Annotated in this window: 12 protein-coding genes and 1 tRNA gene; 7 read left to right on the forward strand and 6 right to left on the reverse strand. The window is 63.2% G+C overall.

What is annotated here, in order from left to right:
- Nucleotides 1-173: 173 nt before the first annotated feature.
- Both AB3X89_RS31775 and AB3X89_RS31780 read right to left on the reverse strand, forming a co-directional pair.
- Entirely contained in the window at nt 174-773 is a 600-nt protein-coding gene (locus AB3X89_RS31775) for a MarC family protein (RefSeq protein WP_013090584.1), read from the reverse strand.
- A gap of 12 nt (nt 774-785) precedes the next feature.
- Complete coding sequence (locus tag AB3X89_RS31780) at nt 786-2,522, reverse strand: proline--tRNA ligase (protein WP_368586802.1); 1,737 nt, start codon at nt 2,520-2,522, stop codon at nt 786-788.
- A 300-nt stretch (nt 2,523-2,822) separates the two neighbouring features.
- Between AB3X89_RS31780 and AB3X89_RS31785 the strand changes: the two genes are divergently transcribed.
- A complete protein-coding gene (locus AB3X89_RS31785; RefSeq protein WP_368586803.1) occupies nt 2,823-3,572 on the forward strand; it encodes an RNA pyrophosphohydrolase in 750 nt (249 codons plus the stop codon).
- Nucleotides 3,573-3,649: 77 nt separating this feature from the next.
- Complete coding sequence (locus AB3X89_RS31790) at nt 3,650-4,207, forward strand: CNP1-like family protein (protein WP_368586804.1); 558 nt, start codon at nt 3,650-3,652, stop codon at nt 4,205-4,207.
- A gap of 121 nt (nt 4,208-4,328) precedes the next feature.
- On the opposite strand, the gene proB is transcribed toward AB3X89_RS31790, so the two are convergent.
- From proB to rplU, 4 genes are all read right to left on the reverse strand, one after another.
- Nucleotides 4,329-5,447, reverse strand: coding sequence for a glutamate 5-kinase (gene proB, locus AB3X89_RS31795; protein WP_176121902.1), 1,119 nt, complete (start codon nt 5,445-5,447; stop codon nt 4,329-4,331).
- 69 nt (nt 5,448-5,516) lie between these two features.
- A complete protein-coding gene (cgtA, locus tag AB3X89_RS31800) occupies nt 5,517-6,638 on the reverse strand; it encodes an Obg family GTPase CgtA (protein ID WP_368586805.1) in 1,122 nt (373 codons plus the stop codon).
- A gap of 235 nt (nt 6,639-6,873) precedes the next feature.
- Nucleotides 6,874-7,134: a 50S ribosomal protein L27 gene (gene rpmA / locus AB3X89_RS31805; RefSeq protein WP_008923994.1), complete on the reverse strand. Its 261-nt coding sequence runs from the start codon at nt 7,132-7,134 to the stop codon at nt 6,874-6,876.
- 25 nt (nt 7,135-7,159) lie between these two features.
- Nucleotides 7,160-7,471, reverse strand: coding sequence for a 50S ribosomal protein L21 (rplU, locus tag AB3X89_RS31810; RefSeq protein ID WP_007180329.1), 312 nt, complete (start codon nt 7,469-7,471; stop codon nt 7,160-7,162).
- Nucleotides 7,472-7,756: 285 nt separating this feature from the next.
- On the opposite strand from rplU, the gene AB3X89_RS31815 reads away from it, so the two are divergent.
- From AB3X89_RS31815 to AB3X89_RS31835, 5 genes are all read left to right on the forward strand, one after another.
- Complete coding sequence (locus AB3X89_RS31815) at nt 7,757-8,749, forward strand: polyprenyl synthetase family protein (RefSeq protein WP_026229109.1); 993 nt, start codon at nt 7,757-7,759, stop codon at nt 8,747-8,749.
- 49 nt (nt 8,750-8,798) lie between these two features.
- Nucleotides 8,799-8,875, forward strand: a tRNA-Pro gene (locus AB3X89_RS31820).
- Nucleotides 8,876-9,119: 244 nt separating this feature from the next.
- Entirely contained in the window at nt 9,120-10,418 is a 1,299-nt protein-coding gene (locus tag AB3X89_RS31825; RefSeq protein WP_368586806.1) for an HlyC/CorC family transporter, read from the forward strand.
- A 147-nt stretch (nt 10,419-10,565) separates the two neighbouring features.
- Complete coding sequence (locus AB3X89_RS31830; protein WP_368586807.1) at nt 10,566-11,822, forward strand: GspE/PulE family protein; 1,257 nt, start codon at nt 10,566-10,568, stop codon at nt 11,820-11,822.
- Nucleotides 11,819-13,057 (forward strand): type II secretion system F family protein, encoded by a 1,239-nt coding sequence (locus AB3X89_RS31835; RefSeq protein ID WP_368586808.1) that lies wholly within the window; start codon nt 11,819-11,821, stop codon nt 13,055-13,057. Before AB3X89_RS31830 ends, AB3X89_RS31835 begins: the two co-directional genes overlap by 4 nt.
- Nucleotides 13,058-13,080 lie beyond the last annotated feature (23 nt).

The following is a 13,080-nucleotide window of genomic DNA, read 5'->3' on the forward strand; positions in this document are numbered from 1 at the left end:
AGCCCTTCCAGCACCCCAGCGCCTGCAGTGCCTTGCGATCGAGCAATTCTCCCCCTGATGTCCCCTCAATTCAGGCATCAGATTACGCAATTGGCAAAAATCGCTCCACGCTTTTCTACGAAGAACCTTTTTTTATGGCTGCGACGGTGGCAACTCGCGCATCGGCTCCCGCTTCACAGCTTGTGCACGAAAGAGCGGATGCCGCCGAGCATCATCTCGACTGAAATCGCGACGAGCACCAGCCCCATCAGCCGCTCGAACGCCGCCATCACCCGTTCACCGAGCCACGCCTGAATGCGCTCTGCGAGCATCAGCACGATCGCGCAGATGATCATCGTGACGGTCAGCGCGCCGACCCACTCGAACGTCTGGCCCGGCGCCTGCGAGGTCAGCAGCATGACGGTCGCCAACGCCGACGGACCTGCCAGCGCCGGAATCGCGAGCGGCACGATCAGCGGCTCGCCGCCGCGCGCGTCGCCGCCGAACGGCCCGTCCGGATGCGGAAACACCATGCGCAGCGCGATCAGAAACAGGACAATGCCGCCGCCGATCCGCAGCGACTGGTCACTCAGGCTCATCATGCGCAGAAAGCTCTGCCCGAGCACCATGAACACCAGCAGGATCGCAAACGCGATCGCGACCTCGCGCAGGATCACGACCGTGCGGCGCTCCGGCGACACCCCGCGCAGACAGCTAATGAAGATCGGGATGTTGCCGAGCGGATCGGTGATCAGGATCAGCAGCACCGTCGCGGACAGGAAGGTGTACTCCACTGCCCGCCCCGCTTAGTTCGCGAGCGCCGCGCGCACTTTGTCGATCACCGTCTGCGCGGCGTCAGCGACCGGCAGCAGCGTCGCTTCGGCGTCGCGACGGCCCTGATACTCGATTTTGCCGTCCTTCAGTCCGCGGTCGCCAATGACCAGCCGGTGCGGCACGCCGATCAGCTCCCAGTCGGCGAACATCACGCCCGGACGCTCGCCGCGATCGTCGAGGATCACGTCGATGCCGGCCGCGACGAGTTCCGCGTACAGTTTGTCGGCCTGCTCACGTACCGCGTCGCTGCGGTCGTAGCCCATCGGACACAGCACGGCTTCGAACGGCGCGATCGACTCCGGCCAGATGATGCCCTTGTCGTCGAAATTCTGTTCGATCGCGGCGCCGAGGATACGCGTGACGCCGATGCCGTAGCAGCCCATTTCCATCGGCCGCGGCTTGCCGGTTTCGTCGAGACAGGTCGCGTTCATCGCTTCGGAGTACTTCGTGCCGAGCTGGAACACGTGGCCCACTTCGATGCCGCGGCAGATGTCGAGCACACCCTTGCCGTCCGGCGACGGATCGCCCTTCTTCACGTTGCGGATGTCGGCGACGACCGGCTCCGGCAGGTCGCGGCCCCAGTTCACGCCGGTGGTGTGATAGTCGACCTCGTTCGAGCCGACCACGAAGTCGCTCATGTTCGCGACCGTGCGGTCCGCGATCACCTTGACCGGCTTCTTCGTGTTGATCGGACCGAGATAGCCCGGCGGCGTCCCGAACGTTTCGATGATCTCGGCTTCGGTCGCCATGCGGAAGTCGGCGAGACCGGGCAGCTTGCCGACCTTGATCTCGTTCAGGTCGTGGTCGCCGCGCAGCATCAGCAGCCAGATGGTCGGCTCGGCGCCTTCGTTTTCGGTGGCGAGAATGACCGACTTGATCGTGCGCTCGAGCGGAATGTTCAGCAGTTCGGCGACCGCCTCGCACTTCGCCTTGCCGGGCGTCGCGGTCTTTTTCATGTCCTCGGCGGGCGCGGCGCGTTGCGCGATCAGCGGCAATGCGTCGGCGGCCTCGACGTTCGCGGCGAAATCGGAACTCGGGCAATAGGCGATCGCGTCTTCGCCGGTGTCGGCGATCACGTGGAACTCATGCGAGCCGCTGCCGCCGATCGAGCCGTTGTCCGCCGCCACCGCGCGGAACTCGAGGCCGAGGCGCGTGAAGATGCGCACGTACGCCTCGTACATCTTGCGATACGACTCGCGCAGACCTTCCGCGTCCTTGTCGAACGAGTACGCGTCTTTCATGATGAACTCGCGGCCGCGCATCACGCCGAAACGCGGACGAATCTCATCGCGGAACTTCGTCTGGATCTGATAGAAGTTGACCGGCAGCTGGCGATAGCTCTTGATCTGGTTGCGCGCGATGTCGGTCACGACTTCCTCGTGCGTCGGACCCAACACGAAATCAGCCTGCTTGCGGTCCTTGAAGCGCAACAGCTCGGGACCGTACTTCTCCCAGCGGCCCGATTCCTGCCACAGTTCGGCCGGCTGCACGGACGGCATCAACAGCTCGATGGCGCCTGCCCGGTTCATTTCCTCGCGCACGATCGCTTCCACCTTGCGGATCGAACGCAGGCCGACCGGCAAGTAGTTGTAGATACCGCCCGCGACGCGGCGGATCATGCCCGCGCGCACCATGAGCTTGTGGCTGATGATTTCGGCGTCGGCGGGCGCTTCTTTGAGGGTGCCGATAAAGAAACGGGAAGCTTTCATTCAAGGTGTCCAAAAGCGGCGGCTTCCGGTGGGACCGCCAGAAAAGGTGAAAACATGGGGAAAATCGACACAGATCAGCGGCGAAGCCAGCGGGATTCGCCCGACTGGCGGCACCCTGTCCCCGTGCAGCGCCGAAACCGCCGCGCAAAGCCTCTCGCAAGGGATCCGGCACGGAAAACCGACAGGCTACCGCAAACACGGGCTGTTGCGGCGAATCGCGGCAATCTCATGCGATTCGGTGCGTAGGGTCCGTTATCTGTTTATAATCAAAGCAATTTTAAAGGATTCGAAGGTGGTTGTATGCTGGATCGTGAAGGCTTTCGCCCGAACGTCGGCATCATCCTCTTGAACGCGCACAACGAGGTGTTTTGGGGCAAACGGCTCCGTGAACATTCCTGGCAGTTTCCGCAAGGGGGCATCAAATATGGCGAAACCCCCGTGCAAGCGATGTATCGGGAGTTACACGAAGAGACCGGACTGCTTCCTGAGCACGTCAAGGTGATCGGTCGCACGCGCGACTGGTTGCGTTATGAGGTGCCTGACAAGTTCATCAAGCGCGAAGTACGCGGTCATTACCGCGGCCAGAAACAAATCTGGTTTTTGCTCCGGATGGTAGGACGCGACTGCGACATCTGTTTGCGCGCCACCGACCACCCCGAGTTCGATGCGTGGCGTTGGAACGAGTATTGGGTACCGCTCGACTGTGTGATCGAGTTCAAGCGGGATGTGTATCAGTTGGCGCTGACGGAGCTGTCCCGTTTCATGCGCCGGCCTGCGCCGCGTGCGGAAAAACCTGGCGGGCATCATGGGTCGCGTTATCCCCGGATAGCGTCGTCGATGCAAAGCCCGCCGGATTCCGCGGTAAGCACGGTGGTCACCACCGTCACTACCGTAAGTTCGGTCAGTGTCGAAACATCGACGCGCGTGCTGGTCGTGCCGGATTGCGGTCCCGGCTCACCAGATGCGAACATCGCACCGGAGCATGAGCGCGAAACGGCCGAAGCCGACGAGGCCGTCGCCCCGTTAGTCCGACGAGGCGTGCGCGATTGACCATTCCAAGGCGGCGGCAAGCGCCGCCTCTCTCTGGCGCGGCTTTTGAGCCGCGTCCGTCTTTCGAGGGAATCATATTGAAAGCATTTGCACTCGCCGTGGCGTGCGTCGCCACTGGCGCCCTGCTGGCAGGCTGTTCGAGCGCCGGCAAACCGACCAATAAAGACGACAGCGAGTTCGTCTATCTGCTGGATCGTAAGAGCAACTGGGTTGAAAACAAGGTCGACACGTTGCCGCCGCTGCCCACCGACACGAACCTGCTGCCGTTCGAGGTCTCCGGCAATACGCCGCTGCAATTCGCGATCGACCCGAAATCGGTCAGCGTCGGCGACGACGGTGTCGTGCGTTACACGGTGGTCGTCACGAGCCCGGGCGGCGCACGCAACGTCAATTACGAGGGCATCCGCTGCGACACGTATGAATGGCGTCAGTACGCGGGCCTCAACGCCGATCACGACGGCTGGGACACGACGGTCGCGAACCAGTTTTCGCGCATCGAAAATGGTGCGCTGAACGCGTACCAGGCCGCGCTGTATCAGGACTATATGTGCGCGAACAAGATTCCGACCGGCAGCGCGCAGCGCATCGTCGAGAACATTCGTTACAAGCGCACGCAGACGTCGCAGATTCATTGAGGCCGTTTGTGCGGCACACCTAATTCAGGCGCCGTTGCCTACACATGACGACAAAAAGCCGTTCCAGCCTGCGCTGGAACGGCTTTTTTGTCGGCGCTTTGTGCGCTCGCATCCTGAAAGATCAAATCAGCACGAGATTGTCGCGGTGAATCAGCTCGGGCTCCAGCATATAGCCCAGCACCGACTCGATTTCGCCGCTCGGACGCCGCTGGATCAGCTTGGTTTCCGCGCTGCTGTAGTTCGTCAAACCACGTGCGACTTCACGGCCCGACGCGCTCAGACACGCGATCACCTCACCGCGCGCGAAAGCGCCCTGCACGCCCACGATGCCGATCGGCAGCAGGCTCTTGCCGCCGGCGGTCAATTTTTCGACCGCGCCGTCATCGATCACGACGTGGCCGCGCACCTGCAGGTGATCGGCCATCCATTGCTTGCGCGCCGCCATGCGCGCGGTGCGCGCGATCAGCTGCGTGCCGATCGCCTCGCCGGCCGCCAGTCTCAGCAGCACGTCCGCTTCGCGCCCACTCGCGATCACCGTATTGGCGCCGCTATGGGCTGCGCGCTTCGCGGCAAGAATTTTGGTCAGCATGCCGCCGCGGCCGAGGCTCGAGCCCGCGCCGCCCGCCATCGCTTCCAGATCGGGCGCGCCGGCGTCGGCTTGCTGGACGAGCGTCGCGTTCGGGTTCTTGCGCGGATCGGCGGTGAAGAGGCCTTGCTGGTCCGTCAGAATGATCAGCGCGTCGCCCTCGATCAGATTGGCGACCAGCGCGCCGAGCGTGTCGTTGTCGCCGAACTTGATTTCGTCGGTGACGACCGTGTCGTTCTCGTTGATGATCGGTACGACACCGAGCCGCAGCAGCGTGAGCAGCGTGGAGCGCGCATTCAGATAGCGCTCGCGGTCGGCGAGGTCGGCGTGAGTAAGCAGGATCTGCGCAGTCTGGATGGAATGCTCGGCAAAGCGGCTTTCGTACACTTGCGCGAGGCCCATCTGGCCGACCGCCGCAGCCGCCTGCAATTCATCGATTTCACGCGGCCGCTTTGTCCAGCCGAGCCGCTGCATGCCCTCGGCGATCGCGCCCGAGCTGACCAGAACGACTTCCTTGCCCTGCGCGCGCAGTGCGGCAATTTGCGCGGCCCAGCGGCCGATCGCCGCATGATCGAGGCCGCGCCCGTCGTTCGTGACGAGGCTCGAACCGACTTTGACGACCAATCGCCGTGAATCTGCGATGACGGAACGCATTGTGCGCTGTCTCCCAAGATGACGCGAGATGCATGCCGACACCCGCCGCAGGCGCCGGCGCGCGACTTGTTATTCGTGCGGATCGCTGCCGGCTTCGGGGGTCTCGGCCGGTACCTGCGTCCCCTCGCGGAAACGCACGTCGGAGGCGAGGTCTTCGGCTTCGGCCGCGCGTTGCGCGTCGGAGTGCTCGGCGAGGTAGTCGAACACCGCATAGCAAAGATTTTCACAGCCCTGGCCAGTCAGCGCCGAGATCTCGAACACCGGACCGTCCCAGCCAAAGCCTTCGAGGAAAGCCGCCACGCGCGCTTCACGCTCGTCCTCGGGCACCATGTCCAGCTTGTTCAGCACGAGCCAGCGTGGTTTCTGATAAAGCTCTTCGTCGTACTTGCGCAGTTCGTTGACAATCGCTTTCGCTTCCGCGACCGGATCGATCGATTCATCGAACGGTGCGATGTCGACGATGTGCAGCAGCAGCCCGGTGCGCTGCAGGTGGCGCAAGAATTGATGGCCGAGGCCGGCGCCTTCCGCCGCGCCTTCGATCAGCCCCGGAATGTCCGCAATCACGAAGCTGCGGCTCGGCCCGACGCGCACGACGCCGAGGTTCGGTGCGAGCGTGGTGAATGGGTAATCGGCAATTTTCGGCTTCGCGTTCGACACCGAAGAGATGAACGTCGACTTGCCTGCATTCGGCATGCCGAGCAGACCGACGTCAGCCAACACTTTCAGTTCGAGGCGGACCATGCGGCGCTCGCCCGGCTTGCCGTCGGTTTTCTGACGCGGCGCGCGGTTCGTGCTGGACTTGAAATGGAGGTTGCCGAGACCGCCTGCGCCGCCTTGCGCGATTTGCACGCTCTGGTTGTGCTCGGTCAGATCGGCGATCAGTTCGCCGGTTTCCATGTCCGTGATGGTCGTGCCAACCGGCATGCGCAGCGTGATGTCGTCGCCGCCCTTGCCATAGCAATCTGAGCCACGACCGTTTTCGCCGTTGCGCGCCAGATGTTTTTTCGCGTAGCGGTAATCGATCAGCGTGTTGATGTTGCGGTCAGCAACGGCAATCACGCTGCCGCCCCGGCCGCCATCACCGCCATCGGGGCCGCCGAACGGAACGAACTTCTCGCGGCGCATCGACGCGCTGCCATCCCCTCCGTCGCCGGCGATGACTTCAATCCTCGCTTCGTCAATGAACTTCATGCGTTACTCCGTCCCGTGGTGTACTGCTCGATTCGATGCAGGGGTTGTTACTGATTGGATGCTGCTATTTTGCCGCGCGGGCCGCGCGTTGATCAATCGACCGAAAGGCATAGTCGCCGGTGATGAGCTGTTGGCTGCGCGGCTTCGGCGCCACACGAAAGAGGCGCCGCAATAAAAAAAGCCCCGCGAACTTCGCGGGGCCTTTTCCGGTCCTGAAGCCCGTGCCTGACTAAACTCAGGCTGCCGGGACGACGGAAACGGTGTGCTTCTTCGCCGCGCCCTTCGTCGAGAACTGGACGTGGCCGTCCTTCAGCGCGAACAGGGTGTGATCCTTGCCCATGCCGACGTTCTCGCCAGCGTGCATGCGCGTACCGCGCTGACGCACGATGATGCCACCAGCGTTGATAGCCTGGCCGCCGTAAACCTTAACGCCGAGGCGCTTCGATTCGGAGTCGCGGCCGTTCCGGGACGATCCGCCTGCCTTTTTGTGTGCCATTTGATTTGCTCCTTAACCGGTGCGCTTACGCGTTGATCGCGTCGATGCGCAGTTCGGTATAGTTCTGGCGGTGGCCGCCATGCTTCTGGTAGTGCTTCCGGCGACGCATCTTGAAGATCGTCACTTTGGCGTGACGCCCTTGCGACACGACGGTAGCCTTGACGGAAGCCCCACTGACCAGCGGCGTACCGAACTTAATCGATTCGCCTTCGCCCACTGCGAGAACCTGGTCGAGCGTGATTTCAGCGTCAATGTCTGCCGGTATCTGTTCTACTTTAAGTTTTTCGCCGACGGCAACCTTGTACTGCTTGCCGCCGGTTTTTATGACCGCGTACATTGAGAACCTCACTCTGTATTCATTTTTCCCACGCACCGCGCGCGGAAACTCTCAATTATACATAGAGTTAGCTGCTCGGTCAAAACCTGCTTACCAAACCGCCTACCGTTCGGGTTCGCCACCTGTCGCAGGCGCTCGCAGACAATAAACCAGCGAGGCGCGGCGGTCCGCAGACGCCCTTGGCGAGCGGTCCTCGCGCCGTGCGGAAAGCATCCGCACCGCAGCCGGCGACCCGGAAGCGCCCCGATCGCCTTATAATTCGCGGCACTACCCAATTCAGCCATCATGTCGTCGACTGCCACCACCTCCCCCAACGTCGCCAGCCTGCTTGCTCCGATCGCCGAAGACATGCAGCAGGTCAATCGCGTCATCCGGCAACGTCTTGCGTCGGACGTGATGCTGATCAATCAGATTTCCGAGTACATCATCAGCGCCGGCGGAAAGCGGCTGCGGCCCGCGCTGCTGTTGCTGGTGGCGGGCGCGCTGGGCGACACGACGGGACACCGGCACGAGCTTGCCGCGGTCGTCGAATTCATTCACACGGCCACGCTGCTGCATGACGACGTGGTCGACGAGTCCGACCTGCGGCGCGGCCGCCAGACCGCCAACGCGCTGTTCGGCAACGCCGCGAGCGTGTTGGTCGGTGATTTCCTGTATTCGCGCTCGTTCCAGATGATGGTCGGCGTGGGCAAGATGCGCGTGATGGAAATTCTGTCGGAGGCGACCAACATCATCTCCGAAGGCGAAGTGCTGCAGTTGTTGAACATGCACGATGCCGACGTCGACGAAGCCCGCTACATGCAGGTGATCCGCTACAAAACCGCAAAGTTGTTCGAGGCGGCCGCCCAACTCGGGGCGGTGCTCGCCGGAGCGGACGCGAAAACCGAAGCCGCCGCCGCCGAATATGGCCGCCGCATCGGCACCGCGTTCCAGATCATGGACGACTGGCTCGACTACACCGGCACGGCCGAGTCGATGGGCAAGAACGCCGGCGACGATCTGCGCGAAGGCAAACCGACGCTTCCGCTCATCTATCTGATCGAACGCGGCACGCCCGAGCAATCGGCGCTCGCGCGCGAAGCCATCGAGCAGGGTGGCACCGACCGTTTCGATACGATTTTCGACGCTATCACGCGATCGGGCGCGCTCGACCACACGCTCGAGTGCGCGAAACAGGAGGCGCAGGCAGCCGCGGCAGCAATTTCTTCATTTCCCCATTCCATTTTCAAAGAGAGCCTGCTAGAATTATGTTCTTACTCGACGGCAAGGCAGTCTTGAACGAGACTGAAACGCCGAAATAGTCCGAATCGAGTCAGCAGTACCAAATCGGGGTGTAGCTTAGCCTGGTAGAGCGCTACGTTCGGGACGTAGAGGCCGGAGGTTCGAATCCTCTCACCCCGACCAGATTCTCCTTGTTAGCTCAAGGTTCAAAAACCGCCGCAGCATTGCTCGGCGGTTTTTTGTTTTGCACGGGAGCTTTTTGCTGCTCTCCTGCAGCCTTTCGCTGCTTTCTTTTGCTCCGGCAAGGCAGGCACAGCGCGTACGTCGCGACGTTGGCGATCCAGCAGCGGCGTCAGCCGCCGTCCACGGCGGAGCGCGCGCCCCCTCTGCTATATTCTCTTCATCCTTTCCCTTTTTTTCACGACGCGTGGAACAACTTCCCTTATGGGCGCAGATCGGCGCCGTCCTTCTGCTGCTTGTCTGCTCCGCCTTCTTTTCCATTTCCGAGACAGCGATGATGGCGCTGAACCGTCATCGGCTCAAACATCTCGCCAGCAAAAACACGCTCGGCGCGAAAACGACCCAGGGACTGCTCGCAAAAACCGATCAGCTATTGAGCGTCATCCTGATCGGCAACAACCTGTTCAACACGATCATTCCGGTCCTGACTACATCGCTCGCGTTGCATACGTTCGGCCGCAATAGCCTCGTGCTGTCGATCGCGACCGGTATCGTCGCGTTCCTCATTATCGTGTTCGCGGAAATTACGCCGAAGATCGTCGGCGCGACGTTTCCCGAGAAAATCGCACTGCCCGCGAGCCTGCTGATCGCGCCGTTGATGCGCATCGCGAGACCGGTGATCTGGTTCGTCAACCTGTTCGCCACCGGCATCCTGCGTGTGCTGCACATCAATACGAAGGGCGCGCGCGATCAGCGACTGTCTACCGAAGAACTACGCACCATCGTGCTCGAATCCGGCAGCTTCATGCCGACCAAACACCGCAGCATCCTGCTCAATCTGTTCGACCTCGAAAACATCTCCGTCGACGACGTGATGATCCCGCGCCGCCGCATCGAGGCGCTCGACTTCGATGCGCCGTTCGAACAGATCCTGCATCAACTTGAGACCTGCTATCACAACAAGCTGATCGTCTACCAGGGCGACATCGACCGCGTGCTCGGTGTGCTGCATGTGCGCAAGACACTGTCAGCGCTGCACAACCAGGAGCTCGAACGCGATACCTTGCGCGAGCTGCTCGCCGAGCCGTATTTCGTGCCCAGCGGCACGCCGGTGTTCCAGCAGTTGCAGTACTTTCAGGAGAGCCGGCACCGCATCGCGCTCGTCGTCAACGAATACGGCGAACTGCAAGGCCTCGTCACGCCGGAAGACATCATCGAGGAACTGATCGGCGAATTCACCACGTCGATTCCGCGTGGCGCCAGTTCGCGCGGCGGCTGGAACGAAGCGGGCGAATGCATCGTTGCAGGCAGCATGCCGTTGCGCGAGCTGAACCGCTGGCTGCAACTCGCGCTGCCCACCGATGGTCCCAAAACGCTCAACGGCCTGATTCTCGAAATTCTCGAAGACATCCCCGACGGCGACGTCTGCGTGCGCATCGGCGACACCAAGCTCGAAGTGATGCGCAGCGACGATCAGGCAATCCGCACCGTCAAGCTGTTCAAACCGCCGTCGCGCACCAAGGCCGGAAAAGCAAGGTCAGGCTGAAGCCCGCACAGTCGCTCGCTAATTCATGGTCAGCATTGCACAGGCTCGCGACGCGCGCCATTAGCCGAATGGCCGAATGGCACTCGGACGCTCTCATCCGGAAGATGAAGCCGTCATGTTCTACAGGCGGCTCATCACCGGTCTCTTATGCAAACACCCTTCGCCACCACCGCGGCATTGCGGCGCCCACTCGCTGCCGACGGCGAATCCAGCGCAACGAATCTGAACGATCCGGACAATGCCCCGGCCGTGCGTCTGTTGACCGACACGTTGCACGAAGCGACGCGGCGCAATGCGTCGGATATCCACATCGAGCCGGCCGAGCACGGCTGGCGTGTGCGCCTGCGTATCGACGGCGTACTGCATGAAATCCCGCGGCCGCCCGCGCATCTGCGCGATGCGTTCGTCACGCGTGTCAAGGTGCTCGCGCGCATGGACATCGCCGAGCGACGCGTGCCGCAAGACGGCCGGCTACGCCTCGCGACGTCGCCAGGGCGACTCGAGGATTACCGAGTCAATTCACTGCCGACGCTGTTCGGCGAAAAGCTGGTACTACGACGGCTCGACGCGCTACCCGCAGATTTATCACTCGATTCGCTCGGCCTCGATCCGCGGCAGCGCGTGGCCGTCGATGCCGCGATCCGCGCGCCGCACGGTCTGATGCTCGTCACCGGACCAACGGGCAGCGGCAAGACGCTTTCGCTGTACTGCTTCCTGAATCTGCTGAACGGCGAGGCACGCAACCTCTGCTCGGTGGAAGATCCGGCCGAGATTCAGCTGGCCGGCATCAACCAGGTCAGCGTGCGCGAAAAAGCCGGGCTTACGTTCGCGGTCGCACTGCGCGCGTTCCTGCGTCAGGACCCTGACGTGATCATGGTCGGCGAAATCCGCGACAACGAAACCGCCGACGTCGCCGTGAAGGCCGCCCAAACCGGCCACCTCGTGCTGTCCACGCTGCATACCAACGACGCCCCCGCAGCCATCGCGCGCCTCATCGATATCGGTGTCGAGCCGTACAACCTTGCCGCCGCGCTGCGGATGGTGACCGCGCAGCGGCTGGTGCGGCGACTGTGCGTCGAGTGTCGAGCACCTGCGCCCCATTCCGCGGCCGCGCTCCACGCGGCGGGCTTCGGCGAACACGAGCTGGACGGCTGGCAACCGTATGCGGGGACCGGCTGCGCGGCTTGCCATGGCATCGGCTACCGGGGGCGCGTCGGCATACATCAGGTGATGCCCGTTTCCGACGCGATGCGCGAGCTGATCGTCACAAGCGCGGGCGCGCACGAGCTGGGCCGCCTCGCGCAGACCGAACAGGTCGCGACGTTACGCGACGCGGCGCTAGCGCGCGTGCGCGACGGCACCACCAGTCTCGCCGAAGCGCTCGCCGCCACGGAGGTCGCATGAGTATCCCCGCGCTGTCACCGACAGGGTCCGTCTCAGCCGATCTGCGCTTCAGGTGGCGCGGCGTCGACGCGGACGGCACGCGTCATAGCGGCACGCTCATCGCGCCCGACGCGAGCGCCGCGCGCACGCTGCTCAAACGCGACAACCTCTTTATCGTCGAGCTCGCAACGCAAGGGCCGGCGCCACGCCCAAAGACCAGCGCGGCCGATGTCACGCTATTCACGCGACAACTGTCCAGTCTGCTGCGTGCCGGCTTGCCGCTCGCGCCCGCGCTCGAACTGCTCGCGCAGACGCCGGCGTCGGGTCAGCGGCAAGGCATGCCGCGGATCGTCGGTACGGTCGCGCGAGATATCACTGCCGGCCTGCGGTTTTCGGCGGCCCTGCAGCGGCATCCGGCGCAGTTCAATGCGCTGTATTGCCAACTCGTCGAGGTGGGTGAAGCGGCGGGCGCGCTCGTCACCGTGCTCGCCCGCCTCGCCGACGATCGCGAACGCGCCGCCGCACAGCGTGCAAAGGTGCGCGCGGCTCTCACCTATCCAGTCGCGATCCTGCTGCTCGCGATCGCGATAACCGCCGCGTTGCTGGTGTGGGTCGTGCCGACGTTCAAGCAGATCTTCGATGGCTTCGGCGCCAGGCTGCCCGCGCCGACGCAGTTCGTGCTGGCGCTTTCGGCGGGTGCCGCGCGCTGGAGTGTGCCGCTGTTCGCGCTGATGCTCGCAATGAGCTCGGCCATCTCGTTCGTGCTGCGTCGATCGACCAGCGCGCGCATCCGCTTCGCTCGCCTGTCGCTCAACCTGCCGGTGGCCGGCCCGCTGCTGCGCACGCTGTGCGCAGCGCGCTGGAGTCGCGCGCTCGGCACTTTGCTGTCCGCTGGCACACCGCTCGCCGACGCGTTCGATTCGCTCACCCAGGCGACCGGCAATGCCTTCTTCGATCGCGCAACGGCAAGCATCGCCATCAGACTGCGGCGCGGCGAAAGGCTCGCCGCGGCGATGCGCGCGGCACGCTGCTTTCCTGCCGAGGTCGTGCAGCCCGTTGCGGTCGCCGAGGAATCTGGCGCGCTCGACAGCATGCTGCTCGATGTCGCGTCGCTCGCGGATCGCCAGGTCGACGACCGCATCGGTACGCTGTCGAGCCTGTGCGAACCGCTCGTGATCGTCGTGCTCGGCACGCTGGTCGGCGGCCTCGTAATCGCGATGTATCTTCCCATTATTCAACTCGGCAACGTGGTGTAGCATCGCAGCCGAATCCACTTCAT

It is taken from the genome of Paraburkholderia sp. BR14320 (assembly GCF_040948665.1).
Classification (GTDB): Bacteria; Pseudomonadota; Gammaproteobacteria; order Burkholderiales; family Burkholderiaceae; genus Paraburkholderia; species Paraburkholderia youngii.

What these genes read in the sequence shown, in the direction of transcription:
- AB3X89_RS31830 (WP_368586807.1), top strand. Translation starts at nt 10,566, where the DNA reads ATGCAAACACCCTTCGCCACCACCGCGGCATTGCGGCGCCCACTCGCT.
- rpmA (WP_008923994.1), bottom strand. Translation starts at nt 7,134, where the DNA reads ATGGCACACAAAAAGGCAGGCGGATCGTCCCGGAACGGCCGCGACTCC.
- AB3X89_RS31815 (WP_026229109.1), top strand. Translation starts at nt 7,757, where the DNA reads ATGTCGTCGACTGCCACCACCTCCCCCAACGTCGCCAGCCTGCTTGCT.
- AB3X89_RS31780 (WP_368586802.1), bottom strand. Translation starts at nt 2,522, where the DNA reads ATGAAAGCTTCCCGTTTCTTTATCGGCACCCTCAAAGAAGCGCCCGCC.
- AB3X89_RS31835 (WP_368586808.1), top strand. Translation starts at nt 11,819, where the DNA reads ATGAGTATCCCCGCGCTGTCACCGACAGGGTCCGTCTCAGCCGATCTG.
- rplU (WP_007180329.1), bottom strand. Translation starts at nt 7,471, where the DNA reads ATGTACGCGGTCATAAAAACCGGCGGCAAGCAGTACAAGGTTGCCGTC.
- proB (WP_176121902.1), bottom strand. Translation starts at nt 5,447, where the DNA reads ATGCGTTCCGTCATCGCAGATTCACGGCGATTGGTCGTCAAAGTCGGT.
- AB3X89_RS31785 (WP_368586803.1), top strand. Translation starts at nt 2,823, where the DNA reads ATGCTGGATCGTGAAGGCTTTCGCCCGAACGTCGGCATCATCCTCTTG.
- cgtA (WP_368586805.1), bottom strand. Translation starts at nt 6,638, where the DNA reads ATGAAGTTCATTGACGAAGCGAGGATTGAAGTCATCGCCGGCGACGGA.